23 protein-coding genes are annotated in these 23,323 nt (G+C 64.1%); 10 read left to right on the top strand and 13 right to left on the bottom strand.

Annotated elements, in window-relative coordinates:
- The first annotated feature begins 950 nt into the window (after positions 1–950).
- The 3 genes from ACFQX9_RS06030 (at position 951) to ACFQX9_RS06020 (ending at position 2,028) form a co-directional block, all read left to right on the top strand.
- Entirely contained in the window at positions 951–1,169 is a 219-nt protein-coding gene (locus tag ACFQX9_RS06030) for a hypothetical protein (RefSeq protein WP_377787195.1), read from the top strand.
- 203 nt (positions 1,170–1,372) lie between these two features.
- Positions 1,373–1,594, top strand: a complete 222-nt coding sequence (locus ACFQX9_RS06025) for a hypothetical protein (protein ID WP_026232889.1) — start codon at positions 1,373–1,375, stop codon at positions 1,592–1,594.
- Between the two features lie 53 nt (positions 1,595–1,647).
- Positions 1,648–2,028, top strand: a complete 381-nt coding sequence (locus tag ACFQX9_RS06020) for a hypothetical protein (protein WP_018455151.1) — start codon at positions 1,648–1,650, stop codon at positions 2,026–2,028.
- 252 nt (positions 2,029–2,280) lie between these two features.
- On the opposite strand, the gene ACFQX9_RS06015 is transcribed toward ACFQX9_RS06020, so the two are convergent.
- Together ACFQX9_RS06015 and ACFQX9_RS06010 are read right to left on the bottom strand one after the other, a co-directional pair.
- The gene (locus ACFQX9_RS06015) at positions 2,281–3,198 is read right to left on the bottom strand and encodes an NADP-dependent oxidoreductase (protein WP_247369719.1); all 918 of its coding nucleotides are present in this window, start codon (positions 3,196–3,198) and stop codon (positions 2,281–2,283) included.
- 366 nt (positions 3,199–3,564) lie between these two features.
- Complete coding sequence (locus ACFQX9_RS06010) at positions 3,565–4,377, bottom strand: aminoglycoside phosphotransferase family protein (protein WP_247483025.1); 813 nt, start codon at positions 4,375–4,377, stop codon at positions 3,565–3,567.
- A gap of 212 nt (positions 4,378–4,589) precedes the next feature.
- On the opposite strand from ACFQX9_RS06010, the gene plsY reads away from it, so the two are divergent.
- Complete coding sequence (plsY, locus tag ACFQX9_RS06005; protein WP_377787189.1) at positions 4,590–5,273, top strand: glycerol-3-phosphate 1-O-acyltransferase PlsY; 684 nt, start codon at positions 4,590–4,592, stop codon at positions 5,271–5,273.
- A gap of 1,383 nt (positions 5,274–6,656) precedes the next feature.
- On the opposite strand, the gene rpmG is transcribed toward plsY, so the two are convergent.
- Positions 6,657–6,824: a 50S ribosomal protein L33 gene (rpmG, locus tag ACFQX9_RS06000; RefSeq protein ID WP_007603295.1), complete on the bottom strand. Its 168-nt coding sequence runs from the start codon at positions 6,822–6,824 to the stop codon at positions 6,657–6,659.
- A 124-nt stretch (positions 6,825–6,948) separates the two neighbouring features.
- Complete coding sequence (locus ACFQX9_RS05995; RefSeq protein ID WP_247338478.1) at positions 6,949–8,274, bottom strand: LLM class flavin-dependent oxidoreductase; 1,326 nt, start codon at positions 8,272–8,274, stop codon at positions 6,949–6,951.
- A 215-nt stretch (positions 8,275–8,489) separates the two neighbouring features.
- On the opposite strand from ACFQX9_RS05995, the gene ACFQX9_RS05990 reads away from it, so the two are divergent.
- Positions 8,490–9,041: a hypothetical protein gene (locus ACFQX9_RS05990; RefSeq protein ID WP_377787181.1), complete on the top strand. Its 552-nt coding sequence runs from the start codon at positions 8,490–8,492 to the stop codon at positions 9,039–9,041.
- On the opposite strand, the gene ACFQX9_RS05985 is transcribed toward ACFQX9_RS05990, so the two are convergent.
- From ACFQX9_RS05985 to topA, 4 genes are read right to left on the bottom strand one after another with little or no spacing between them, the layout of a single operon-like run.
- Entirely contained in the window at positions 9,042–9,791 is a 750-nt protein-coding gene (locus ACFQX9_RS05985) for an NUDIX hydrolase (protein ID WP_085351448.1), read from the bottom strand.
- A gap of 33 nt (positions 9,792–9,824) precedes the next feature.
- A complete protein-coding gene (locus ACFQX9_RS05980; RefSeq protein WP_085395631.1) occupies positions 9,825–10,265 on the bottom strand; it encodes a DUF983 domain-containing protein in 441 nt (146 codons plus the stop codon).
- A complete protein-coding gene (gene rnr, locus ACFQX9_RS05975; RefSeq protein WP_377787177.1) occupies positions 10,259–12,613 on the bottom strand; it encodes a ribonuclease R in 2,355 nt (784 codons plus the stop codon). The genes ACFQX9_RS05980 and rnr overlap by 7 nt, the downstream gene beginning before the upstream one ends.
- 7 nt (positions 12,614–12,620) lie before the next feature.
- Positions 12,621–15,365, bottom strand: a complete 2,745-nt coding sequence (gene topA, locus ACFQX9_RS05970; protein WP_085383371.1) for a type I DNA topoisomerase — start codon at positions 15,363–15,365, stop codon at positions 12,621–12,623.
- A gap of 281 nt (positions 15,366–15,646) precedes the next feature.
- Here topA and ACFQX9_RS05965 point away from each other — a divergent pair, with 281 nt between their 5' ends.
- On the top strand, positions 15,647–15,832 hold the full coding sequence (locus ACFQX9_RS05965; RefSeq protein ID WP_377787174.1) for a hypothetical protein: 186 nt from the start codon (positions 15,647–15,649) through the stop codon (positions 15,830–15,832).
- A gap of 33 nt (positions 15,833–15,865) precedes the next feature.
- Here the strand turns inward: ACFQX9_RS05965 and ACFQX9_RS05960 are convergent, their stop codons facing one another.
- On the bottom strand, positions 15,866–16,420 hold the full coding sequence (locus ACFQX9_RS05960) for a flavodoxin family protein (RefSeq protein WP_085395633.1): 555 nt from the start codon (positions 16,418–16,420) through the stop codon (positions 15,866–15,868).
- A 212-nt stretch (positions 16,421–16,632) separates the two neighbouring features.
- Positions 16,633–17,103 (bottom strand): winged helix-turn-helix transcriptional regulator, encoded by a 471-nt coding sequence (locus tag ACFQX9_RS05955; RefSeq protein ID WP_377787172.1) that lies wholly within the window; start codon positions 17,101–17,103, stop codon positions 16,633–16,635.
- A gap of 121 nt (positions 17,104–17,224) precedes the next feature.
- On the opposite strand from ACFQX9_RS05955, the gene ACFQX9_RS05950 reads away from it, so the two are divergent.
- Both ACFQX9_RS05950 and ACFQX9_RS05945 read left to right on the top strand, forming a co-directional pair.
- Positions 17,225–17,998: an SDR family oxidoreductase gene (locus ACFQX9_RS05950; RefSeq protein WP_166517487.1), complete on the top strand. Its 774-nt coding sequence runs from the start codon at positions 17,225–17,227 to the stop codon at positions 17,996–17,998.
- A 177-nt stretch (positions 17,999–18,175) separates the two neighbouring features.
- Positions 18,176–18,358 carry a hypothetical protein gene (locus ACFQX9_RS05945; protein ID WP_377787169.1) on the top strand — a complete coding sequence of 61 codons (183 nt, stop codon included), beginning with the start codon at positions 18,176–18,178 and terminating at the stop codon, positions 18,356–18,358.
- Positions 18,359–18,428: 70 nt separating this feature from the next.
- Here ACFQX9_RS05945 and ACFQX9_RS05940 read toward each other — a convergent pair whose 3' ends face one another.
- On the bottom strand, positions 18,429–19,037 hold the full coding sequence (locus ACFQX9_RS05940) for an FMN-dependent NADH-azoreductase (RefSeq protein WP_377787166.1): 609 nt from the start codon (positions 19,035–19,037) through the stop codon (positions 18,429–18,431).
- An 83-nt stretch (positions 19,038–19,120) separates the two neighbouring features.
- Here ACFQX9_RS05940 and ACFQX9_RS05935 point away from each other — a divergent pair, with 83 nt between their 5' ends.
- The gene (locus tag ACFQX9_RS05935; protein ID WP_018458326.1) at positions 19,121–19,531 is read left to right on the top strand and encodes a helix-turn-helix domain-containing protein; all 411 of its coding nucleotides are present in this window, start codon (positions 19,121–19,123) and stop codon (positions 19,529–19,531) included.
- Here the strand turns inward: ACFQX9_RS05935 and dprA are convergent.
- Entirely contained in the window at positions 19,528–20,670 is a 1,143-nt protein-coding gene (gene dprA / locus ACFQX9_RS05930) for a DNA-processing protein DprA (RefSeq protein WP_377787163.1), read from the bottom strand. The genes ACFQX9_RS05935 and dprA overlap by 4 nt on opposite strands.
- Before the next feature lie 90 nt (positions 20,671–20,760).
- Between dprA and ACFQX9_RS05925 the strand changes: the two genes are divergently transcribed.
- Positions 20,761–22,005, top strand: coding sequence for an amidase (locus tag ACFQX9_RS05925; RefSeq protein WP_377787160.1), 1,245 nt, complete (start codon positions 20,761–20,763; stop codon positions 22,003–22,005).
- Here the strand turns inward: ACFQX9_RS05925 and ACFQX9_RS05920 are convergent.
- Positions 21,997–23,205 carry a patatin-like phospholipase family protein gene (locus ACFQX9_RS05920; protein WP_247338481.1) on the bottom strand — a complete coding sequence of 403 codons (1,209 nt, stop codon included), beginning with the start codon at positions 23,203–23,205 and terminating at the stop codon, positions 21,997–21,999. The genes ACFQX9_RS05925 and ACFQX9_RS05920 overlap by 9 nt on opposite strands.
- Positions 23,206–23,323: the final 118 nt, after the last annotated feature.

The following is a 23,323-nucleotide window of genomic DNA, read 5'->3' as shown; positions in this document are numbered from 1 at the left end:
TAGCGAAGCCTCGAATAGCCTTGGAGCAACTTATGGGCGCACTTTCGTGACCGAGCCCGTTAACATAGTTAAATTGATTTGCTGGTTTTTCCCGATAGTTTTTTGCGCAGGGGAGAACATTCATGCGAAGCTCTCGCGCAATCCTTTATGCCCAACGACTTAGCGAACTCACCTCTCAGCTCTCAGAATTGGAATATATTCGAGGTCTAGTCGAAGAAGCAGAGCGAAGCGCCCGCAGTGTGCCTCCATTACGCTTGACACATCCTGCTTCGCGCCGCCTTCGAACTCGTGAACCAGGCGCCCTGTCTGTCCGCTTCCGTCGCCGCGCGCCACCAAGCTGGAATGCAGGCGCTATCAGCCCCTGACAACGACAACCAAGTCAATCGGACTTTGCTGGAGCCATTCCCCGACGGATGGTGGGCTTCCTCCTAAAACCTCTCCAAGCGCTGACTTACCGCGCCTTGGACGAGAGCCAGGGAAGCGCCAGCAATGATAAGCGACTTCGCACGTTGATACGCATCGCCGGCCGAGGGTCTAACCGTAGGCGTCGGTGGCTGAGAGACAATTCCGCGCTCCCGCCTGCATGTTAGGAGCGCAAAATGGCCGAAGAATTCAGCGCCGAGACACGTGCCTGCTCGAGCGAGCCAACGAACCATCGCTCAAAGTGGTCACTTAGCCACGGAACATCGCCCACTCGTCCCTGAGTGCGAACTAGATCTCCGACACAGGCTGCTCAACATAGCCACCCTGCCTGCTGATGACCTGGAGCGCCGGGTCCGCGCACCTGACGACGCTTGAGGGCTTCGGTCCGCTGCCCCTGAGGGAGTTCCGAAAAGTGGGAAGCCGGACGAAACTTATTGTCGCACTTTGTGACCGGGCTTATTAACATGGTTCAATTGATTTAATAATATTTAAGGTATTTAATCTCTGTGCCAGCTCCGGAGAGACCCATGCCCGACGAAGACGATGACCGCCGCGAATTTCTGAAGACCTGCGGAAAGTTCGCGGTGGTGACACCTCCAGCCTTAACGCTGCTGCTCTCCACCTCCCTCACGTCCGATGCAATTGCTAAATCGGGTGCGAGCGCGGTCCATCACCACGGCAACAATGGCTGGGGTAACGGCGGCGGCGATGGTAGTCCCAACGGCAAGGACGACAGAGGCCGCTGAACATTTGTAGGCGGAACGGCAGTTTGGAACGACTCGTCAGTTACCAAGTTTTCCCAATGCCCATCCCCAAGTGGGTGATTCAGTCGGGCCCCAGCTCTTCCCCCATTGCCCCCCGGGAGCTGGGGCCCATTTTGTTGCGCCTTCCGGCGCCGGTTTCGGAGCTTCGACAACATTCAGTCATGAAGCAACAAGGAGGGATCCGCATGCCGATCCAAGTCGTGATGGACAGTACCGGCGACAGCCGTCACTTTTTCGACGCCAACGATGCACGAGAAGTAGCCAAGGCGGAGCAGCGATTCCGCGAGCTGAGGAACGTCGGCTTCACCGCCGCGGTCCGGACCGGTTCAAATCAGGTGTCGCAGATCCGATCGTTCGACCCCACTGCGGAAGAAACTCTCTTCTTCCCCAGGCTGGTCGGCGGCTGAATCGCTGAGCCGTGTGGCTGTTCAGGCCGTCCCGGCCGGGTGAACGCTCACGGATGAGGGCTGCAAAGGCGCTGTTCATTAGACACGGCGCCGAGAGCACTCCCGAAGGACGCGCGCTGCTGCTGCTGCGGCATTGCCTCTCGCCCCTCCAGCGGCGGCAATTCACGCAAACAGGCTATTTCGATGTGGTCGGCGGCGATACGGGCAACCGCTATAGGATCTATGCGGGAGCGGCTGCGAATGTCTGCGAGATCGGCGAAAACGGTCGCCCAAAGATCGGCTTGTGCTTCCTGCCCGTTGGCGATCTTCCGATTGGCGACGTCATGCTGGCCCAGAAGATCGCGCTCGAAACGTGCGAGGCCAGCGCGCTCGCAGTAGCCCGAAAGTTCACTCCCAGCGGTTTCTTGTTCAGCCGGTCCCGCCCGCTTCGCTAGCCGCGGTGTTGCGTCAGTCAAGTTTGGGCGTCGGTGACGTCTCCCATTGGCCCATCTGCGACCTCGAAGGCCTTCAGGTCTGCGGCCGATGTTGGCGGTAAACCGGACATCTGGCGGGCGGCCGCTTAATGAGTACACGCCCTAGGCAGGGCGGAAGCGCATGCTTCGTCTCCATCGCGGCGGATAATCCAGCGGGCATCCGAGCTGCTGGTGATCGCCGGCCGGTCGCGCGCATCAATGGGCGTGCGTCTCTCAGGGACGAATGTGGATAATCGTATTCCCCTTGCGTCGCTTGGTCGGATTTAACGCGGCGACGGCATCATCCAGGGTCGAGACGTTGCCGATATTCGTCCGCAGTCGTCCGTCCCGCACCCGCCGTACGATCTCACTCAGTTGGGCTCGATCGGACTCGACGACGAAGTCGACCGCCAGACCCTCGGAGGGCCGCGTCTCGGCCGGCCCCACGATCGTCACCAATGTTCCTCCGGCTCGGATCAGTGCTGCGGATCGCTTCTGGATGTCACCGCCGATGACATCGAACACCAGATCGACTTTGCCCACGTCCTTCAGGGTATCGTTGTCGAGGTCGACGAACTCCTTCGCGCCGAAGTCGAGCACCGTCTGACGGTCGGCGGCGCGTCCAGAGCCGATGACGTAGGCGCCGGCCTCTCGTGCGAGTTGCGTCACCATCGATCCGACTGCGCCGGCCGCGCCGTGTGCGAGGACGCTTTGCCCCGCCTGAAGGCGGCCGTGTTGGAACAGCCCTTGCCACGCCGTCAGGCCCGAGATCGGCAGACTCGCACCTACCGTAAAGTCGACGTCGCCCGGCAGCGGTGCAAGGTTGCGTGCCTCGATCGCCACATACTCGGCCAGCGTGCCGTCGCGATACCAGTCCGCGAGGCCGAACACCCGCTGTCCGACTGATAGTCCCGTTGTGCCATATCCGAGGGCGGAGACCACTCCGGCCAGCTCGTGCCCAGGGATCGACGGTGTTCGGTCACGTTCGAGGCGATCGGTCCAGGTCGAGGGCCACGCCAGCTCAGTCGGTACAAATCCCGACGCATGAACCTGAACGACGACGTCGTTTATCGCTGCCTGCGGCTCGGGCCGGTCCATGAGCTTCATCCCGGCCCTTCCTGCGGCCTGGTCCGTTACAACGATCGCCTTCATGGGAATTATCTCCTCGGTCATTTGTCTCTTGGTCGAATAATGCAAAGAGCGTGGACGCACCGGCATCCACAGAATGTCAGGCTGTGTGGAACTCGTGTCTTCGTGTCCGCAATCTCCGCTCTCCGCATTGACCGGGGCTCCCACTCATCCTGATGGATCGGGATCGCTCCGGTCGCCGGTCGTCAGCGAATAGATGCGTTGCGCCCGGCTATAAAACAGGACCAAGAATGCCGATTTTGGCTGTACCAAGCGCGAGGGCCGCCTCCCGATACAACCCGATTGTGCCAAACGGCTCCACTGGCTGCCGAGATTTGCTCGGTGATCGAGAGCGCCTTGAGACGGCGAACAATCGAGGTTGCGGACGGTTCAGTCTTTCGCGCGCAGCCCCGCTTCGATGCGCTGGATCAGTTGCTCCCGCAGCGCAGGCACCACGTTTCCGAGGACGACGAAGGTGCGGACGATAGGCAAATACGGCTCCATTGCCGCCGTCAACTCCGCCAGAGACATGCCGGCCAGCCGCGCATATTCGGATTGCGCCGCCGCATTGGTCGCGCGCGGCCGCTCCGGATTGTCGGCTATTTCCGGGCCGAGCTCGGACAGGATGACATGCAAGAACCCAAGATCGAGGGCGGCGGGCCCGCGCATCGCGAAGGTCCAGTCGACGAGCTTGGGGCCTTCCGCAGTCATGATCACGTTGCCGGGGCTAAGGTCGCAATGGCAAAGCTCGCCGCCGGTCGACAGGCAATCGATCAGGGTGAGGATGTCAGTGGCGACGTGCTTCGGGACCTTGCCGTCGTCGTGCCGCAACTCGCTCTCCATATACGCGCGCATGGAGGGGAGCTCCGGCGGTGGCGACGTCTTGTGAAGAGACATGGCCAGAGCCGCGATGATCGCGCCCGCCTGTTCGAACGTCACCGCGCCGGTCCGCGAGAGATGCCGCAGGGTCGGTCCGTCGAGGCGCTCCAGCACGATGCCGAAGCGCCCGTCCAGCGTCACCTCTCCCAACACCGCCGGCACGGGGACGCCGGCGGCGTGCACGGCGCGGATCATGCGTACCTCGTGTCGGCCGAGCAGATGAGAGACGCCGGCCTTAAACAGCTTCACGACCTGACCGGGCGCCCAGGCGTAGGCCTCGGAGAAGGCGCCTTCACCGATCTTTTCCCCCAGCGATCCCTGCATGTCCGTTCTCCGCCGCGCAGATGAAACACCGGCGGCGAGAAAAAAGGAACCCTTCCCGTCGCGGGGGCAGCCGGACATTATCATCGCGTTTCAACCTGCAGAGACCTTCGATCGCAGTCGCAGCCTCGGGGCCGTGATCGGCCACTTGTGACGTATAGCGGTCAGACGAAGTCGGGGATAAAACAGCGTTCAGGAAACTGGATCCAAAACCCATGGCTTTTTGGACAGCGGGCGCGGTTGGGTTGTTGATCGCCTATCTCCTTGGCTCGGTCCCCACGGGCTATCTGGCGGGGAAGCTGCTCAGGGGCATCGACATCCGAAGGCATGGCTCCAAGTCCACCGGGGCAACGAATGTCTTGCGCACTCTCGGCAAAGGGCCTGCCTTGTTCGTGCTCGTCGGCGATGTGCTGAAGGGCGTGGGTGCCATCATCGTCGCGCGTTCGTTCTGCCCTTGGCTGTACGCGGAAATATCCCCGCCGCCGACAGCGTCTGATCTGCAGGTCTGGGTGCCATGGGCTGTTTGTCTGGCTGGACTTGCTGTGCTGTTGGGACATAGCCGATCGATCTGGCTGAACTTCACGGGCGGCAAGTCGGCTGCCGCGGCGCTCGGTGTGTTGCTGGCGATGTCTTGGCCCGTCGGATTGGGGGCTGCAGCCGTCTTTGGCCTCGTGCTGGCTATGACCAGGATCGTTTCCTTGAGCTCGATGCTCGCGGCGTTGACGGCAATCGTTCTTGTCTGCGCGGTCGAGCACCCATTGCCGTATCGGTTGCTGGTGATCGGAGGCGGCCTCTACGTGATCATCCGCCATCGTGCCAACATCCAAAGGCTTTTGGCGGGAACGGAGCCGCGTCTGGTTCGAAATGGCCAGGGTACGAAAGCGGAAGTGCAGGTTTAGCAGACGACTTATTTGCCGCGCTTATTGAGGTGCAGCAACGCTCAGTTGTCGAACGGAGCTGAGCGATATCAATTCACAATAGCGAACCCAACGGAGGGAACATGGCCTTCAGATCAGCGAGCTTTGTCCTCAACGCTGGAACATGGGAGGCCAAGGTAGGAGACCGTCCGTTTCACGGTTATTACTCATCCATACTGACCAGCGAAAATGGACAACTGAGGATCATCGAAGAAACGGTTGCAGTCGCAGCGCCCTGATCGTCTCGCGTGATCAGCCGAAGCGGGAGCGCATAGCGGAGGCGACAGTTCCAGAAGCACGCTTCCTCGCGCTCTCGTGCCCCGGCGCAGCGCGGCGCTTCTTTAGCGGTGCGTTGCAGAGCCGGGGCCCAGTCGCTGGTTGTATTGTGTGGCTTTCTGGGTCCCGGTTCTGCGCAGCAACGCTTGCGCGTTGCAGCGCGCCCGGGACACGCGAGCGCCCAAGACGGGCCAGAAAAAGCCCATTCAAGCTCCGTGACGTCCGCGAACTTACGACAGGAGAGCTAAGTTCAACTGCGCCAGAAAGCCGGCGGACGGGATGGACTAACGCGTGCGTCCTGACCGCTTGAGATCGGCGACCTTAAACCTGTTACCGGCGGCCAGACTGCTGCACAACCAGTGAGCCTTGTTTCGGTTGTCGCCCAGGAACGTCCTGGTTTCGACGCAGTCCAGGTAGGATTTGTGGGTGATGGTGTCTCGGCAGGTCGGCGAGAAAGGTCCGTAGTCTATGTTGCCGCCCGACACGCTGCATCCAACCCAGGGATCTTTGCCGCTTGGGAAGCTTGATGCACAGCCACCGTTGCAGCTGCTGGCGACTTTCTCCAGGCTGGCAATCCTCCCCATCACAGAACCCGGCGCATACGAAGGCGTTCGCGCGACTGACGTTTGAGCTGTTGAGGCAGTCCGACGCGGCGCAATTGTGTTTGCTCCTCGCTCCGACACGTGCGGCCTTGTCACCTGTTTCGGCGCGTCGACCGTGACGGGAGGAATCGTGGCGGCGGAGCCGGTTGGGATTTGCGACGCTGCCGGCGCGCACAGCAAGACGGTCGACAAGACAGCGATGGTTGAAGGCACGACAAGGCTTGATGAGAATCTCATGACCATGTCCTTCCAAATCCGGACGGAAATTTCCGCCCGGCAAGTGCACGGTAACATACATTCGGGAGCGAGCAACCGAGGGTTGAAAAAAATCTGGCCATGACTCGCTGTGCCGAGCTCAGCCCTCGTGCCCAGCTCGCAGCGTAGCGTCACGTCCACGGGGCGCTGCTGCGTATCCGGACACGAGAGAGGGGCCAAAATAAAACGGGACCCGAAAGGGCCCCGCAAAAGTCTTCTACGTTCCGCGATCTTACTTGATCTTGGCTTCGCGGAATTCGACGTGCTTGCGCGCCACGGGGTCGTACTTCTTCTTGACCAGCTTGTCGGTCATGGTGCGCGAATTCTTCTTGGCGACGTAGTAGAAGCCAGTGTCGGCCGAGGACACGAGCTTGACCTTGATGGTGACCGCTTTGGCCATGTTCAGAACCTCAGGAATGAAGGGAATCTGGAGCCGGCCAAATGGCCCGCGTTGGCCGGCAACCTAGCCAGAAACCGCCTGATGTCAAGATTTTAGGGCTCGAAAAGCACCCAAATCAGGCCGATTACGCCTCGAAGAACCGGTTTTTGGGCCGAGGCAGGCCCAGATTCTCTCTCAAAGTGGGCCCTTCGTACTCTTTCCGGAAAATCCCGCGGCGCTGCAGCTCCGGGACCACCTTGTCGACGAAATCGTCGAGGCCGGCAGGCAGGAACGGGAACATGATGTTGAAGCCGTCGGAGCCGCACCCGACCAGCCATTCCTCCATCTGGTCGGCGATGGTTTTGGCCGTGCCGACGAAGGATAGCCCGCCATAGCCGCCGACGCGTTGGGCGAGCTGGCGCACCGTGAGCTTGTCGCGGGCCGCGAGGTCGACCATGCGCTGGCGACCGCTCTTGCTGGCATTGGTCTCCGGGATTTCCGGCAATTGCCCATCCGGATCGAAGCCGGAGGCATCCGTGCCGAGGATGACCGAGAGCGAGGCGATGGCGCTGTCGTAATGCACGCGGCTGTCGAGCAGCGCGCGTTTCTCCTTGGCCTCGTCGACGCTGTCGCCGACCACGACGAAGGCGCCGGGCAGGATCTTGAGGTGTTCAGGATCGCGGCCGACCTTCTCCATGCGGCCCTTGATATCGGCATAGAGTTTCTGGCTGTCGGCAAGGCTGCCGCCGCCGGTGAAGACGGCTTCCGCGGTCTCGGCGGCAAGCTGCCTGCCGTCCTCGGAGGCGCCGGCCTGCACGATCACCGGCCAGCCCTGGACCGGGCGGGCGATGTTGAGGGGACCGCGCACCTTCAGATATTTGCCGTGATGGTCGAGCACATGCATCTTGGCGGGATCGACGAACACGCCGCTTTCGACGTCGCGCACGAAGGCGTCGTCGGCAAAGGAATCCCACAGGCCCGTGACGACGTCGTAGAACTCGCGGGCGCGCTTGTAGCGCTCGGCGTGCTCCATGTGGTCGTCGAGGCCGAAATTCAGCGCCGCATCCGGGTTCGAGGTGGTGACGATGTTCCAGCCCGCCCGCCCGCCGCTGAGATGGTCGAGCGAGGCGAAGCGCCGTGCGACGTGATAGGGCTCGTCGAACGTGGTCGAGCCCGTCGCGATCAGGCCGATCCGCTCGGTGACGGCCGAGAGCGCCGACAACAGCGTGAAGGGTTCGAACGAGGTGACCGTGTGGCTGCGCTTGAGCGCATTGACCGGCATGTTCAGCACGGCGAGGTGATCGGCCATGAAGAAGGCGTCGAACTTGCCGGCCTCGAGCTTCTGGATCAGCGTCTTGATGTGGCCGAAGTTGAAATTGGCGTCCGGCCAGGCCCCGGGATAGCGCCAGGCGCCGGTGTGGATGCTGATCGGGCGCATGAACGCGCCAAGCTTGAGTTGCCGTTGTGCCATCGCCCGGTGTCCGTTCTTGGTGTCGTTCCGGAAGACATAGGCACGCCGCGGAACTCCGCCATCAGGGGAGGCAGGAAGATTATTTTGTTTTTCGCGACGCCCTCAGCACATTCGCGTCATTCCGGGCCGCGCCCGGAATGACGGGGGAGTCCCATCGAACCGATCCACGGCTCACTCCGACCAAGCCATGACTTTCGCTCCCGAGGAGACCTTCGATGGCAGGTGCAATGACCGTGGACGGGCGCATCGTCCGCATCGACCGGCCCATGCCCTGGGTCGGGCGGCTGCTGTCATTGCCGCTGCTGGCGGCGAGCTTCTATCTGCTGTGGAATGTCGCGCTCGGCCTGCGGCAGGATTTCTCCGGTTTTGGGCGGCTCGCCGATGATCTCATGCCGGTGCTGGTGTTCACTGGACTCGGGCTGCTCGTCGGCATCCCCGGAATCATCCTGCTCACCTTTCGCACCTTCGTCGTGCTGAACGAGACGCTGCGCCAGATCGTCATCACCAGGCAGTTCGGCCCGCTGAATTTTCGCAAGCATCGCGATCTCGCCTATTATCATTTCATCAGCATTACCGACGAGGACGATCCGGAGCTGACGACATACGATGTCAATCTCTGCGGCAACAAAGGGACCGAGCTGATCACGCTGATGAGCTTCACCAAGCGCGACGGAGCCAGTCGCTTCGCCAGCGAGCTCGGGCGAGTGCTGAACCTTCCCGCGCGCGACTATGTCGGCACCGAGCCCGACGCGGACGGCACGAACTGATCAGCTCAAAATATCCTTCTGCATCTTGCCGCCGTAGAAATGGAAGAACGGCACCGGCGCATCGTGGCGGAGCGGGCCGGTGGCAAGGCGCGCGTCGAGCTCGTTGAGCACATTGCGCGTCATCGGATGCAGATCGGCGAGCGGCTTCGAGCCGAGCTCGACCCAGACCAGCTCGACAAGCTCTGCATCGGCATGGATCACGCCGTCGACGCGATGGGTGATCGCGGAGGCGTCCGCCGTGAAGAAGCGCGTGTCGAACCGCTTGACGCGGCCGGGCGGGGTGATCGCGCGCGCGATCAGGAACAGGCTGGAGGGATCCGGCAACAGGCCCGCATCCGCGAACGGCTTCCAGGCGCCTTCGAGTTTTGTCTTCACCTCGGCCTTGCGTCCGAGGCAGAGACCCGTTTCCTCGCAGGCCTCGCGGATCGCGGCGATCGCCAGCGATTTTGCGCGGGAGGCCGGCGTCTTCGGGCTGCCCTTGGCGAGATTGGCTTCCAGTTCGGCGGTGATCGGCGCCGCGCATGGTACGCGATAATCGTCCTTGTCGACGCGGCCGCCGGGAAAAACGAACTTTCCGGGCATGAACACCACCTTGTCGTGGCGCTTGCCGACCAGAACTTTTGGAATGGCTCCGCTGCGGTCGACCAGGATCAGTGTCGCGGCATCCCTAGGGCGGAAATAGGGATGATGATCGGCTTCCTTGCCCTCGTGGATCTTTGCCTTGTCGGCTGCCTGCGACGTATCCGTCATGTCCTCACCCAAACCAATTCTTGTTTATTTTGCTTACACCGGCGGAATACCATCCGTCGGGTTCTCGTCAAACCCGTGCATGCGCAGAGCCCATTGCAATCCGACCACGGCTCCCTTCACCGGCTGCAGCAGTGCCAGCGAGGCGACGAAGGTGAAGGGCAGATAGGCCGCGAAGCTGATCCAGACCGGCGTCGTATAGTTGGTCTCGATCCACAGAATAGTCGGCACCACGATGTGCCCGACAATGACGATGACGAGATAGGCTGGCAAATCGTCTGCCCGATGCGGCGTGACATCGAGGCCGCAGACGGAGCAGTTATCCGAGGTCTTCAGGAAGGCGCGGAACAGCTTTCCCTCGCCGCAGCGCGGGCAGCGGCCGCGAAAGCCGCGCCTCATCGCAGCAAAGACGTCGCGCTTCTCGACGAGGCCGGTGTCGCGGGTCCAGATCTTCGGCGCCGTGCTCGTCGTCACCATGCCTTGCCCTTCTGGCCCTTGCCCTTGCTTTTTCCCTTGGCCGTTTTCCCCTTGCCGGGCTTCTTCGGCTTGTCCGGCTTGCGCTTCTTGTCGGGACTGCGCCCGGGGTGCGCCTTGAACGAGGGGCGGCGTTGCGGACCGGAGGACCTGCGGCCCCGCGGTGCGGTCTCGCCGGACGAGGACAGCAGCTCGAAGCGCAATGCGCCTGCGATCGGAGCCGCCTCGATCAGGCGGACGTCGACGACATCACCGAGCTGATGCATGGTGCCGCTGCGCGTGCCGACCAGGGCGTGGCGGCCCTCGTCATAGTTGAAATATTCCGTGCCGAGGGATCGGATCGGGATCAGGCCGTCGGCGCCGGTCTCGGCGAGCTTGACGAACAGGCCGGCGCGCGTGACGCCGGAGACGCGGCCCTGGAAGCTCGAACCGATGCGGTCGGCGAGGTGATGGGCGATCAGGCGGTCGACGGTCTCGCGCTCCGCTTTCATCGCGCGCCGCTCGGTCACTGAGATATGAGCTGCGACCTCGCTCAACGTTTCCGGCGTCTCGGTGTCGGGCAGCGCGCCTTCGCCGAGGCCGAGCGCGCGAACCAGCGCACGGTGCACGACAAGGTCGGCGTAGCGGCGGATCGGCGAGGTGAAATGCGCATAGCGGCGCAAATTCAGGCCGAAATGACCGTAATTCTCCGAAGAGTATTCGGCCTGTGCCTGGGCGCGCAGCACGACCTCGCTGACCAGCGGAAAGTGGTCGTGGCCTTCGAGCTGCGCCAGCACGCGGTTGAACAGAGCGGGGCGCAGCGCGCCGCCTTTCGCGAACGGAACGTCCAGCGTCGCCAGGAATTCCGCGAGCGCGTGGACCTTTTCCAGGGTCGGCTCGTCATGCACCCGGTAGATCAGCGGCAGCGACTTCTTCTCGAGCATCTCGGCTGCCGCGACATTGGCGAGGATCATGAACTCCTCGATCAGCTTGTGCGCGTCGAGCCTGTCGGGCACGACGACGCGGTCGACCGTGCCGTCGGGCTTGAGCAGGATCTTGCGCTCGGGCAGATCGAGATTGAGCGGATCGCGCTCGTCGCGCGCGCGCTTGACGCAGGCATAGGCGGCATAAAGCGGCCTCAGGATCGGATCGAGCAGGGGGCCGGTGGTGTCGTCCGGCCTTCCGTCGATCGCGGCCTGCGCCTGCGCATAGTTCAGCTTGGCTGCGGAGCGCATCAGGATGCGGTGGAAGCTGTGCGACCGTTTCCGCCCGTCCGGCGCGATGATCATCCGCACCGCGAGCGCGCCGCGCGGCTCGCCCGGCACCAGCGAGCAGAGATCGTTGGAGATGCGCTCGGGCAGCATCGGCACGACGCGGTCGGGGAAATAGACCGAGTTGCCGCGATCGAGCGCATCGCGGTCGAGCGCGGTGCCCGGTCGCACGTAGAAGCTCACATCGGCGATGGCGACATCGACGATGAAGCCGCCCTTGTTGTTGAGATCAGGATCCGGCTGCGCGTGTACCGCGTCGTCGTGATCCTTGGCATCCGGCGGATCGATGGTGACCAGCGGCACATCGCGCCAGTCCTCGCGCCCCTTCAAATTGGCCGGCTCCGCCGCTTCGGCTTCGCGCTCTGCCGCGGGACGGAATTGTAGCGGGATGTCGTGCGCGTAGATCGCGATCAGGCTGATCGCCTTCTCCGACTTGACCGAGCCGAGCTTCTCCTTGACGCGGCCTGACGCCAGCCCAACGCCGCGCGAGCGGATGATGTCGACGCTGACGAGATCGCCGTCCTGCGCGCCGTGCGTCTCAGTCGGGGCGATGTTCAGCTCGCGGTCGGCGGACTTCTTGTCAACCGGGATGATCCGTCCGCCGCCTTCGGGCAGGCTGCGGAAGACGCCGAGGATGCGGCTCTTGGTCTTGTCGAAAACCTTGATGATGTGGCCGCGATAGGCCGGGCCTTCGGTCTCGTCGGATCGCTCGACCCGCAGCAGCGCGCGATCGCCAACGCCGGCCGCGGTGCCGGGCTTCGGCCGGCGCGGCATCGTGATGAGGATCTTTGGCGGCTCGCCGCTTTCGACCTCGTCCCATTCAGTGGGGGAGGCGACCAGCTCGCCGTCGGCGTCGCGGCCGGTAATGTCGGCGACCAGCGTCGGCGGGAGGCTGTCCGGCTCTGAAATCGTATGGCGCTTTTTCTTGACGAGCCCGTCGTCGGCGAGCTCGCGCAGCATGCGCTTGAGCTCGATGCGGTCGGCGTTCTTCAGGCCGAACTCGCGTGCAATTTCGCGGGTTCCGACCTTTCCGGGATTTGCCTTGATGAAGGCGACGATGGCTGCCCTGTCGGGAAAGCCACGGTCATTCTTGCGTTTCACTTAGCCTCTATTTGGTGCCGGCACTTTTCTTGGCCGGAGCTTTGGCGCCAGCTGCCTTGGTCGGTGACGTTTTGGCCGTCGACGACACGGCTGCGCGCGCCTTGCTGGTGGATTCGGATTTGGGTTTGGCCGCCTTCTTCGCGGCCGGCTTTTTGGTTTTTGGTGCGGCGTCATCGCCGTCGGCGGCCTTCGCCGCAGCCTTCTTGGCCTTGGCCGGCTTCGCCGCTTTCTTCGGCTTCTTGCCGCCGCCCTTGGCCGCACGCTCGTCGATCAGCGCGATTGCCTGCGGCAGCGTGATGGCGTCTTTCTCGATGTCGCTCGGGATCGTGGCATTGACGCCACCCGCGGTGACATAGGCGCCGTAGCGGCCGCCCTTTACCGTGACGGTGCCGAGGGTGGGATGATCGCCGATCGCCCTGCCGGGATCAGCGCCGAAGCGGCGGCTCGGGCCCTTGGCGATCTTCTCCGCGATCAGCGTCACCGCGCGGTTGATGCCGATGTCGAACACCTCATCGCCGGCCTCGAGGCTGGCATAAGTCTTCTCGTGCTTCACGAACGGCCCGAAGCGGCCGAGACCCGCGGTGATCGGCTCACCGGTTTCCGGATGCTTGCCGATCTCGCGCGGCAGCGACAGCAGCTTGAGCGCAAGCTCGAGCTCGACATCTCCAGGGGACATCCCCTTCGGAATGCCTGCGCGCTTCGGCTTCTCGCCCTCCGCATAATCCTTCTGCTCGCCGAGCTGGATGTAGGGGCCGAACCGCCCGGCCTTGACCCAGACATCGCGGCCCGTATCCGGGTCCTGGCCGAGCGAACGATCGGCCGTTGCCTCGCCGTCGGCGGCGAGCTGACGGGTGTAGCGACATTCCGGATAGTTCGAACAGCCGACGAAGGCGCCGAACTTGCCGGCCTTGAGATTGAGCCGCCCGTTGCCGCAGCTGGGGCATTGCCTGATGTCGCCGCCATCGGTGCGGGGCGGGTAGATGTGCTGTCCCAGCATGTCGTCGAGCACGTCGAGCACCTGCGCGACGCGCAAATCCTTGATCTCGTCGACCGCGCCGATGAAGCCGGTCCAGAAATCCTTCAGCACCTGCTGCCAGGAGATCTCGTTGTTGGAGATGCGGTCGAGCTGCTCTTCCAGATTGGCGGTGAAGTCGTATTCAACGTAGCGGGCAAAGAAGCTTTCGAGGAACGCGACTACGACGCGGCCCTTGTCCTCGCCGTGCAGGCGCTTCTTCTCGAGCTTGACGTAGCCGCGGTCCTTCAGCACCTGGAGGATCGAGGCATAGGTCGAGGGCCGGCCGATGCCGAGCTCTTCCATGCGCTTGACCAGCGAGGCCTCGGAGAAGCGCGGCGGCGGCTCGGTGAAGTGCTGGGTGACGGCGAGCGACTGCCGCTTCAGCGCATCGTTGGGGCTCATCGCGGGCAGGCGGCGGGAGTCCTCGTCCTCCTCGTCGTCGCGGCCTTCCTGGTAAAGTGCGAGGAAGCCGTCGAACTTGACGACCTGGCCGGTGGCGCGCAGGTCCAGCGTGCGGCCGCCGACCTTCGCCGTGATGTCGACGGTGGTGCGTTCCAGCTCGGCCGATTCCATCTGGCTCGCGATGGTGCGCTTCCAGATCAGTTCATAGAGTCTCGCCTGGTCGGACTCGAGCTTGCGGCTCATGCTGTCGGGACGGCGCGACATGTCGGTCGGCCGGATCGCTTCGTGGGCTTCCTGGGCGTTCTTGGCCTTGGCCTGGTACTGACGCGGCGCGTCCGGCACATAGGCGTTGCCGTAATCCTCGCCGATCACCTTGCGGGCCTGGGTGATCGCGGACGGGTCGATCTGCACGCCGTCGGTACGCATATAAGTAATGAGTCCGGTGGTCTCGCCGCCGATGTCGATGCCTTCATAGAGCCGCTGCGCGATGCGCATGGTGTGCGCCGGCGCAAAGCCGTATTTGCGGCTGGCTTCCTGCTGCAGCGTCGAGGTGGTGAAGGGGGCCTGCGGATTGCGGCGGGCCGGCTTGGCATCGACCGCGGTCACCGCGTAGGCGGCTGCTTCCAGCGCCTTCTTGAAGTCTTCGGCTTCCGCGCCGGTGCCGATGTCGAGGCGCTGGATCTTCTTGCCGTCGGCGCCGACGAGACGGGCCTCGAAGGCGTCGCCGCGCGGCGTCAGCAGGGTCGCGATCAGCGACCAGTATTCGCGCGCAACGAACTTTTCGATCTCGAGCTCGCGGTCGCAGACCAGACGCAGCGCCACCGACTGCACGCGGCCCGCCGAGCGGGCGCCCGGCAGCTTGCGCCACAGCACGGGGGAGAGGGTGAAGCCGACCAGATAGTCCAGCGCGCGGCGCGCCATATAGGCGTCGACCAGCGCACCGTCGATCTGGCGCGGATTCTTCATCGCGTCCGTCACCGCCTGCTTGGTGATGGCGTTGAACACCACGCGCTCGATCTTGTGGTCCTTGATCGCGCGCTTCTCTTTCAGGACCTCCAGCACGTGCCAGGAGATGGCCTCGCCCTCGCGATCAGGGTCGGTGGCGAGAATCAGGCGATCGGCGTTCTTGAGGGACTTGGCAATGTCGTTGAGCCGGCCGGCCGCCTTGGGGTCGACCTCCCAGATCATCTTGAAATTGGCGTCGGGATCGACGGAGCCGTTCTTTGCCGGCAAGTCGCGGACATGGCCAAACGAGGCCAGAACCTCGTAGGACGAGCCCAAATACTTGTTGATCGTCTTGGCTTTCGCCGGCGACTCCACAATGACGATATTCATGTAGTTCCAGTAACTTATGGGGAAATTTGGGGCCGAATTCGATGAGATTCGGGTCGGCCCTTTCGTCCCGAACATGGGTGGTGAGGCCGTCGCTGTCAAATCGAGGGCTGTTGAGAGCCCTCCCGATGGGAAAAGTTTCATATCGAGAAAGTTGCAAAATACCACCTTTGAGTTGCGGTCGATGTCGGCGTAATGTTGCCGCGGGGCATGGATTCGGGTGGGGGCTGGTGACTAAGCCAGGAAAGAAACGGGCGGGCGCCGCATCGCGCGCGGGGGGAGGCTTGCGTCACGAGGAACCGGGGGAGGGCGGCGTCGACGAGGCGGTCGCCTTCATCGCCGAGCAGGTCGGGGCCCTGCGCAAGCTTGCCGAACGGCACAGGCTCGACGTGCTGCATTATCTCCTGGGAATGACCAAGCTCGAGGCGGACGAGCATCTGCGGCTGAGGAGCAAGCGCAGGCTGTCGTGAAGGGGGCGATGTACTGCTCCAACGACGGTGCGGTTAGCCGTTGCGGCTTGCCATTTTGGCCAATCGCAGGCCGAGATATGCGGCCGTGCCGAGGTCGCTCTCCGGCAACGAGCCGTCAATCAAGTGTGTTGCCAGACCAAGCTGGCTGCCCAAACGATTGCGGCCGCTCGGATCCTCGCCACCGGGAATATCCAGTCCGCACCAGAGCATGCCGTGCTGCGCGGCCAGAATGGAAAAGTAGGACAGTGTGTGGAGTTGATCGCCGCTTGCGCAGGCGCCCGTGGTGAACCCGGCTGCGATCTTGTTGGCCCAGCGCTGCTGGCTCCATCGATCACTTGAAGCATCGGCAAACGCTTTGAATTGAGCGGCTGGCCCGCCCATATAGGTCGGGCTGCCAAACGCAACTGCGTCGGCGCCATCGATCGTCTCCAGTAAGCTCTCATTCTGAAAGCGGCCTGACACGATGTCGCCGCCGGTGATGCGACACAGCGTGACCTGCGCTTTGCCATCTGCTCCGCGCGCAACCGCATGCGCCAGCTTCTCGGTGGTGCCCGAGATGGAAAAATAGGTGATGGCGAGCAGGGGCATGGTGGTGCCAGTTTGGTGGGACCTCGCCATCTTTGACGCTGTCGATGGCTTGTACAAGTCCGCCACGCCATATTGCGAGTTGGGACGCTCGGGTACATGCCGACCCGCCTTCGATGAAAGTGGGTCAACCTGCGGAGCAATCGCGGGCTGTCGTAGCCGCGAAGACCGAGCGGAATCGGTCGCCAGGACGACGTTGAAGAGACAGCGCACCGCTATCCCGCTGACCGTCGCCGCGGCGCAGGCCGCGGCTTCAGCGAGGTGTCCGTGAGGCTGAGCAATCGCCCGTCCTCCGCGCGCAGTTCGAGCTTCTTCACCGGTCGGCCTTTCTCGCGATCGACCAGGATGGTCGCGATCTCCGACGGGCGATCGTCGAAATCCTCGCCCCATTGGCGCAGCGCTACCAACACCGGGAAGACGCCGCGGCCTTTCGGCGTCAGCACATATTCCTCGTAAGGGCTGCCGTCGGAGGCGGGGGCCGTGGTCAGGATGCCGTGATCGACCAGCGCGCGCAGCCGCGTCGACAAGATGTTCTTGGCCATGCCGAGCTTGCTCTGAAACTCACCGAAGCGGCGCAGCCCAAACAGCGCCTCGCGGATGATCAGCAGGGACCACCGGTCGCCGATCGCCTCCAGCGATCGCGCGATCGGGCAGGCGTCCCCCTCGAAGCTCGTCCGTTTCACCATGATCTGGTCCTTTCGCGATCGCACGGTCCTGTCACCGTTCACGCGCTCTTGTGGTTGCATCTTAAAACCAGGTGGCCTAGATGGCAATCGTAGTTTTATGATGAAACCACTGGAGGCGAACGTGAGACTGAAGAACAAGACGGCCCTGATCACCGGCGGCAATAGCGGCATTGGACTGGCAACGGCAAAGCTGTTCGTGGCCGAGGGCGCCAAGGTGGTGATCACCGGGCGCAACAAGGAGACGCTCGAGGCGGCCGCGAAGGAGCTCGGGCCGAACGCGCTCGCGCTCGCCGCCGACGCCACCGACATTGCCGCGACCGAATCTGCGATCAAGAAGGGCGCCGAAAAGTTCGGCAAGTTCGACATCCTGTTCGCCAATGCCGGCATCGCCGGCGGTACGCCGCTGGGGTCGGCCACGCTGGAGGTCTTCGAGAAGGTCATCAGCACCAATCTGACCGGCGTGTTCTTCACCGTTCAGTCCGCGCTGCCTTATCTCAACGACAATGCTTCCATCGTCCTCAACGGCTCGGTGATCTCCGTGCTCGGCATTCCCGGCTATTCGGCCTATGGCGCCGCCAAGGCCGGCGTGCGGGCGATGGCGCGGATCATGGCCTCGGAGCTCTCGCCGCGGGGCATTCGCGTCAACGTGGTCGCGCCCGGTGCGATCCGCACGCCGATCTGGGGACCCGCGACCGCGACGCCCGAAGCCGAGAAGGCGTTCGAGAAGCGGATCGCGCTGACGACGCCGCTGGGGCGCATTGGTGAAACAGATCACGTCGCCAAGACTGTGCTGTTCCTCGCCTCCGACGATTCCGCGCATGTGCAGGGCCAGGAAATCTTCGTCGATGGCGGCGCGGTTGCCTCTCCGAGCGGCGCGCCGATCTATCGCGGCTGATCAATCTTGGTGCAAATTGAATCGGTCGGCGCAGCGGCGAGCGGTTGCGCCGGCCGGTTCCCACGTCTCGCGAGCTGTATTTTCTGAACGTTGCGGGAGGCATTGAACCTTCGCTTGCGCTGCCAAGACACTTTTACGGGCAGGGGGTCACGAAGACTCATTTCAAGGGAGCCCGATATGCCAAAGGCAGCTCGTATTATTTCCCCGATTTCAGCACCGCGTATTTACACCGAAAACTCCGCCGTTCCTGCCAACCGTTCCGACACCTCCGAGTTCGTCGGGGTCGCTCTTTTCTCCGGCATCGGCCTGTTCGTTTCCCTCGTCGCCGTCATCCTGGGCATTCAGGGCGCCTGGTTTTAGCTTCGCCGATCGCGCACCGGTCGATCAGCCGCCGCAAGCGATGTTGCGGCGGCTGATGATGTGCGCGTTATCAGGCCGCGCGGAGGGCGGTCGCCGCCTCGAGCGCGCTTGCGAGCGACTTCTCGCGATGCTCCGGGCCGACCTGGATTCCGTCGGCGCTGATGAATTCGGGATGATGAATCCCCATGAAACCGAACACGCCACGCAGATAGCTTTCGAGGTGCTCCAGCGACGCGGCGGGCGAGCCCGCGCCGTAATAGCCCCCGCGCGAAACCGCGAAGATTACGCGCTTGCCGCCGGCAAGGCCCTGCGGGCCGTCGGCCCCATAGCTGAACGTCTTCCCCGCCACCAGGACCCGGTCGATCCAGGCCTTGAGCTGGCTCGGAATGGTGAAATTGTACATGGGCGCGCCGATCACGACGATGTCGGCGGCAAGAAACTCGTCCAGCGCGGCCTTGCTGGCGGCGAGATCGGGGCCGAGCTCCGCCGGCGCAGGCGCGCCTTGCGCGGCCGCCAGATGCGAGCCGGAGAGATGGGCGAGCGGGCTCTGCGTCAGGTCGCGATAGACGATGTCGAGCGATGGCGTCGCCTGCCTGAGACGGTCGACGATGGCGGCGGAGACTTGCCGCGAAACGGAGTGGGGGCCGAGCACGCTGGAGTCGATGTGGAGGAGTTTCATTCGGGATCACCCTGGTATAAGTTTGTAACCAGAGCTACATGAGTGACTATCGAAATCCCCGCAAGAACGCACCTTTTTGAGCCATGGGCACATCCCTGAAACCTGCGCACATCGATTTGCCCGCCTCACCAAGGCCGGATCCCAACCATGCGGACTGCCGCGGCGTCGCCTCGATCCTCGCGCGCGTCGGCGACAAATGGAGCGTGTTCGTCATCATGATGCTAAGTGACGGGCCCAAGCGCTTTAACGAGCTCAAGCGCATGATCAATGGCATTTCGCAGCGGATGCTGACCTTGACGCTGCGCGGGCTCGAGCGTGACGGCCTGGTCACACGCACGATCTTCCCGACCATTCCGCCGCGGGTGGATTACGAGCTGACCGATCTCGGCCGGGGACTGCAGCAGCCGGTAAAGGCACTCGGCGAATGGGCGATCACGCATCAGCAGCAGATCGCCGCGGCGCGTACGCGCTTCGACGAGCGGACCACTCCTTAAAGCAGCGAGACCAAGCCACCGCCGTGGCGTTCGAGCCGGCCGGCGAGCTCGAGTTCCAAGAGCACGGTACGCACGATGGCCGGCGAGGCGCCGGACATCCGCACGAGATCGTCAATCGTGACAGGGGCAGGGCCGAGCAGGCCGGTGATCTGGTCGCGGTCGTGCCCTTGAGGATCGCTCTCGAACGGCTCGCTGTCGGGCTCGCGCGCGGTACGCATCAGCGGCCGCTCCATGATCGGTGCGACCGCGTTGACGACGTCGGCGGCTTCGGTGACGAGCGTCGCGCCCTGCTTGATCAGATCGTTGGTGCCGGCGGCGCGCGGGTCGAGCGGCGAGCCCGGCACGGCGAACACTTCGCGACCCTGTTCGGCGGCCATGCGCGCGGTGATCAGCGAGCCCGAGCGGTGCGCCGCCTCCACCACGACCACGCCGAGCGCGGCGCCCGAGATCAGCCGGTTGCGGCGGGGAAAGTCGCGGGCGCGCGGCTCGTGGCCGAGCGGCATCTCGGAGATCGCGGCACCCTTGCGGTCGAGGATCGAGGCCAGCAGATCGCCGTGCTCCGGCGGATAGATGCAGTCATGTCCGCCGGCGAGCACGGCGATGGTGCCGCTCTCGAGGTTGGCGCGGTGCGCGGCCTGGTCGACCCCGCGGGCAAGGCCGGAGATGACGACAAAGCCGGCTTCGCCAAGCTCGCGGGCGAGCTGACCGGCGAATTTCAAGCCTGCGCCGGATGCGTTGCGCGAGCCGACGATCGCGATCATCGGTCGCGTCAGCGTTGCATTGTCGCCGCGTACGGCGAGCAGCGGCGGCGCATCGTCGAGCGTTGCCAGCCGCGCCGGATAACCGTCCTCGCCGGGCGCGAGCCAGGCAATTCCGAACTTGCGGCTCGCGGCGAGCTCGGCTTTCGCCTCGTCGGCGCTGCAGATGCGCGCCGATCGTTGCGCGCCGCCGCGGCGTGCGAGATCCGGCAGCCGCTCCAGCGCCGCGCGCGCCGAGCCGAAATGCTCGACCAGCGACCGGAACGTGCGCGGCCCGACATTGTCGGACCGGATCAGCCGCAGGCGGTCGATCCTGTCGGCTTCGGTCAGCTCTACGCTTCGGTTGATGGCGTCCACGGCGGCTCCTTGCAGGCACAGCATGGAACAACCTGAAGGCGTGGGCAACAGCGACGTGCGCTTGCGCGACCTTGCCCCGATGCTAAAAGCGATCCCAATAAGAAGGGTATTGCCATGATCTCACTCGCCGACCTTCAGCGCCGCATCGAAGCGGGCGAGCTTTCGCCCGAGGCCGCCATCGCGCAATCGCATGCAGCCATCGAGGCGCGGGAGAAGGAGGTCCACGCCTTCGTCCGTTACGACAGCTCGGCGAAGGCGCAAGGCGCCGGGCCGCTGCGCGGCATCGCGGTCGGGATCAAGGACATCATCGACACCGCCGATTTTCCGACCGAGATGGGATCATCGATCTATCGCGGCTGGCAGCCGCGCGCGGACGCGCCTGTGGTGATGATGCTGAAGCGGGCGGGCGCCACCATCATCGGCAAGACCACGACCACGGCATTCGCCTCGCGCGATCCGACCCCGACGCTCAATCCGCATAACCTCGGGCATACGCCGGGCGGCTCGTCCTCGGGCTCGGCCGCGGCCGTCGGTGCCGGCATGATCCCACTGGCGCTGGGTACCCAGACCGGCGGCTCGGTGATCCGGCCCGCCGCCTATTGCGGCACCGCCGCGATTAAGCCGTCGTTCCGCATGCTGCCGACGGTCGGCGTCAAATGCTATTCGTGGGCGCTCGACACCGTCGGTCTGTTCGGCGCCCGCGCGGAAGATCTCGCGCGCGGACTGCTGGCAATAACCGGCCGCACCGAATTCGCCGGCATCGTCCCGGCGAAGGCGCCGCGCATCGGCGTTATCCGGCAGGAGTTTGCCGGCGCCGTGGAGCCGGCCGCCGAGGAGGGGCTGCAGGCCGCGATCAAGGCGGCGACGCGGGCTGGCGCCAGCGTGCAGACCATCGATCTGCCGCAGGCGGTGCAGGAGGCCTGGCGCATCCACCCTGTGATTCAGGACTTCGAGGCGCATCGCGCGCTCGCCTGGGAATTTTCCGAACGCCACGACGAGATCGCGCCGATGCTGCGCGCCAGTCTCGATGCGACGGTCGGTCTCACACCCAAGGACTACGACGACGCACGCCGGATCAGCCGCCACGGCCGCCGCGAGATTGGCGAATTGTTCGAGGGGTTCGACGCGCTGCTGACCTATTCGGCGCCGGGCACGGCGCCGGCCAAGGAGCTCGCGAGCACCGGCGACCCCCGCTACAACAGGCTCTGGACGCTGATGGGCAACCCTTGCGTCAACGTGCCGGTGCTCAAGGCCAATGGCCTGCCGATCGGCGTGCAGGTGATCGCGCGCTTCGGCAACGACGCGCATGCGCTGGCGACGGCGTGGTTCCTGGAGCAGGCGCTGGCGAAATCAGGCTAGCGCAGGTTCGAGAGCGACGATGCGCTGGCCGGATGCGGCCGGCGCTGCGCTGTGATCTGGACCTTGCTTGAGCCAGCGCCCGGCAGCCTCGCGGCCGCTCCGGTGCAGCGCGCGAATGAAGCCGCGGCCGAGATCGGTCGATGAGCGCTGCGCCAGGCCGTCCACGAAATCTTCCGCGGCGATCCTGGAGAGCCGCAACGACGATGCGGCCTGCGATTGCGCCCATTCGATCGCCGCGATCTCGGCATTGAGGGCGGCGTTGGCCGCGATCTGATCCAGCCTGCGGTCGATCGCGGCGAGCGTGATCGGCACGTAGCTGTCGCGCGCCGGCGTGGCCTGGACGAGCAGGATTTCGGCGCTCGTCGTGTCCTGCACGAGCCGCAGCAGGGGCGGATTGCCGCCGAGGCCGCCATCCCAATAAGCCTCGCCGTCGATCTCGACCGCGCAATGAACCAGCGGTGGACAGGTCGAGGCCAGCGCGACGTCGGCGGTGATCACGTCGTTGCGGAAGATCTGCTGCTGCCCGTCGCGGATCCGGGTCGCCGCGATCAGAAGCTTCGGGCAGCGCGGGTCGCGCAAGGCGGAAAAATTGATGTCGCGCGACAGCGCCTGCCGCAGCGGATCGAGATCGAACGGATCGAACTGGCCGGAGCGCAGCGTCGGGCCGAACGCGACCGAGCTTCCCGCCGGCGAGAAGCCGCCGATCAGCATCAGCGATCGGAACGAGGCTTCGTGCATCAGCCGGATCCAGAACCGGTTCAGCCGCGCGCGGGCGCCTTCACGGCCGCCCTCGGCGAAACCGGACGCGAGCAACAGCGCGTTGATGGCGCCGGCACTGGCGCCGCTGATGGTGTCGATCGCGATCGATGGCTCTTCCAGCAGCCGCTCCAGCACGCCCCAGGTGAAAGCAGCGAAGGTGCCGCCGCCCTGAAGCGCCAGCGACAATTTTCGCGGCGGCCATTGCCGCGGGGTCCGATCGTGCGTGACGGGCGCTGCAGTTAGGATTTCGGCTGGTTTCCCCGCTTCCACGATCGGATCGGGCTCGCGCGGTGGAGGTGGGACGGAAGCAGGCGCTGGAGCGACAAGCGGCGAGGGCGCACCAGACCAGATGTCCGTCGTCGAGAGTAGCCGGCTTGCCGCGGTGCAGGCAGCACCTCGCAAATCGCCATCGTCTTGCGCGCTGACAATCTTCTCGCTCATTCTGAGCAACCGCGTAGAGCCATGCCCACGTCAGGGCCAAGCCAGGAACCCGTTCGTCCATACAGCCGTGATTCGGCTGCAAGTTGCGAACACCAGTTGAGATATAATGCAGAAGGGG

It is taken from the genome of Bradyrhizobium sp. GCM10028915 (genome assembly GCF_042666195.1).
GTDB classification, from domain to species: Bacteria; Pseudomonadota; Alphaproteobacteria; order Rhizobiales; family Xanthobacteraceae; genus Bradyrhizobium; species Bradyrhizobium canariense_D.
Note: the sequence above shows the minus strand (reverse complement) of the source record. Positions and strands in the feature narration are given on the sequence as shown.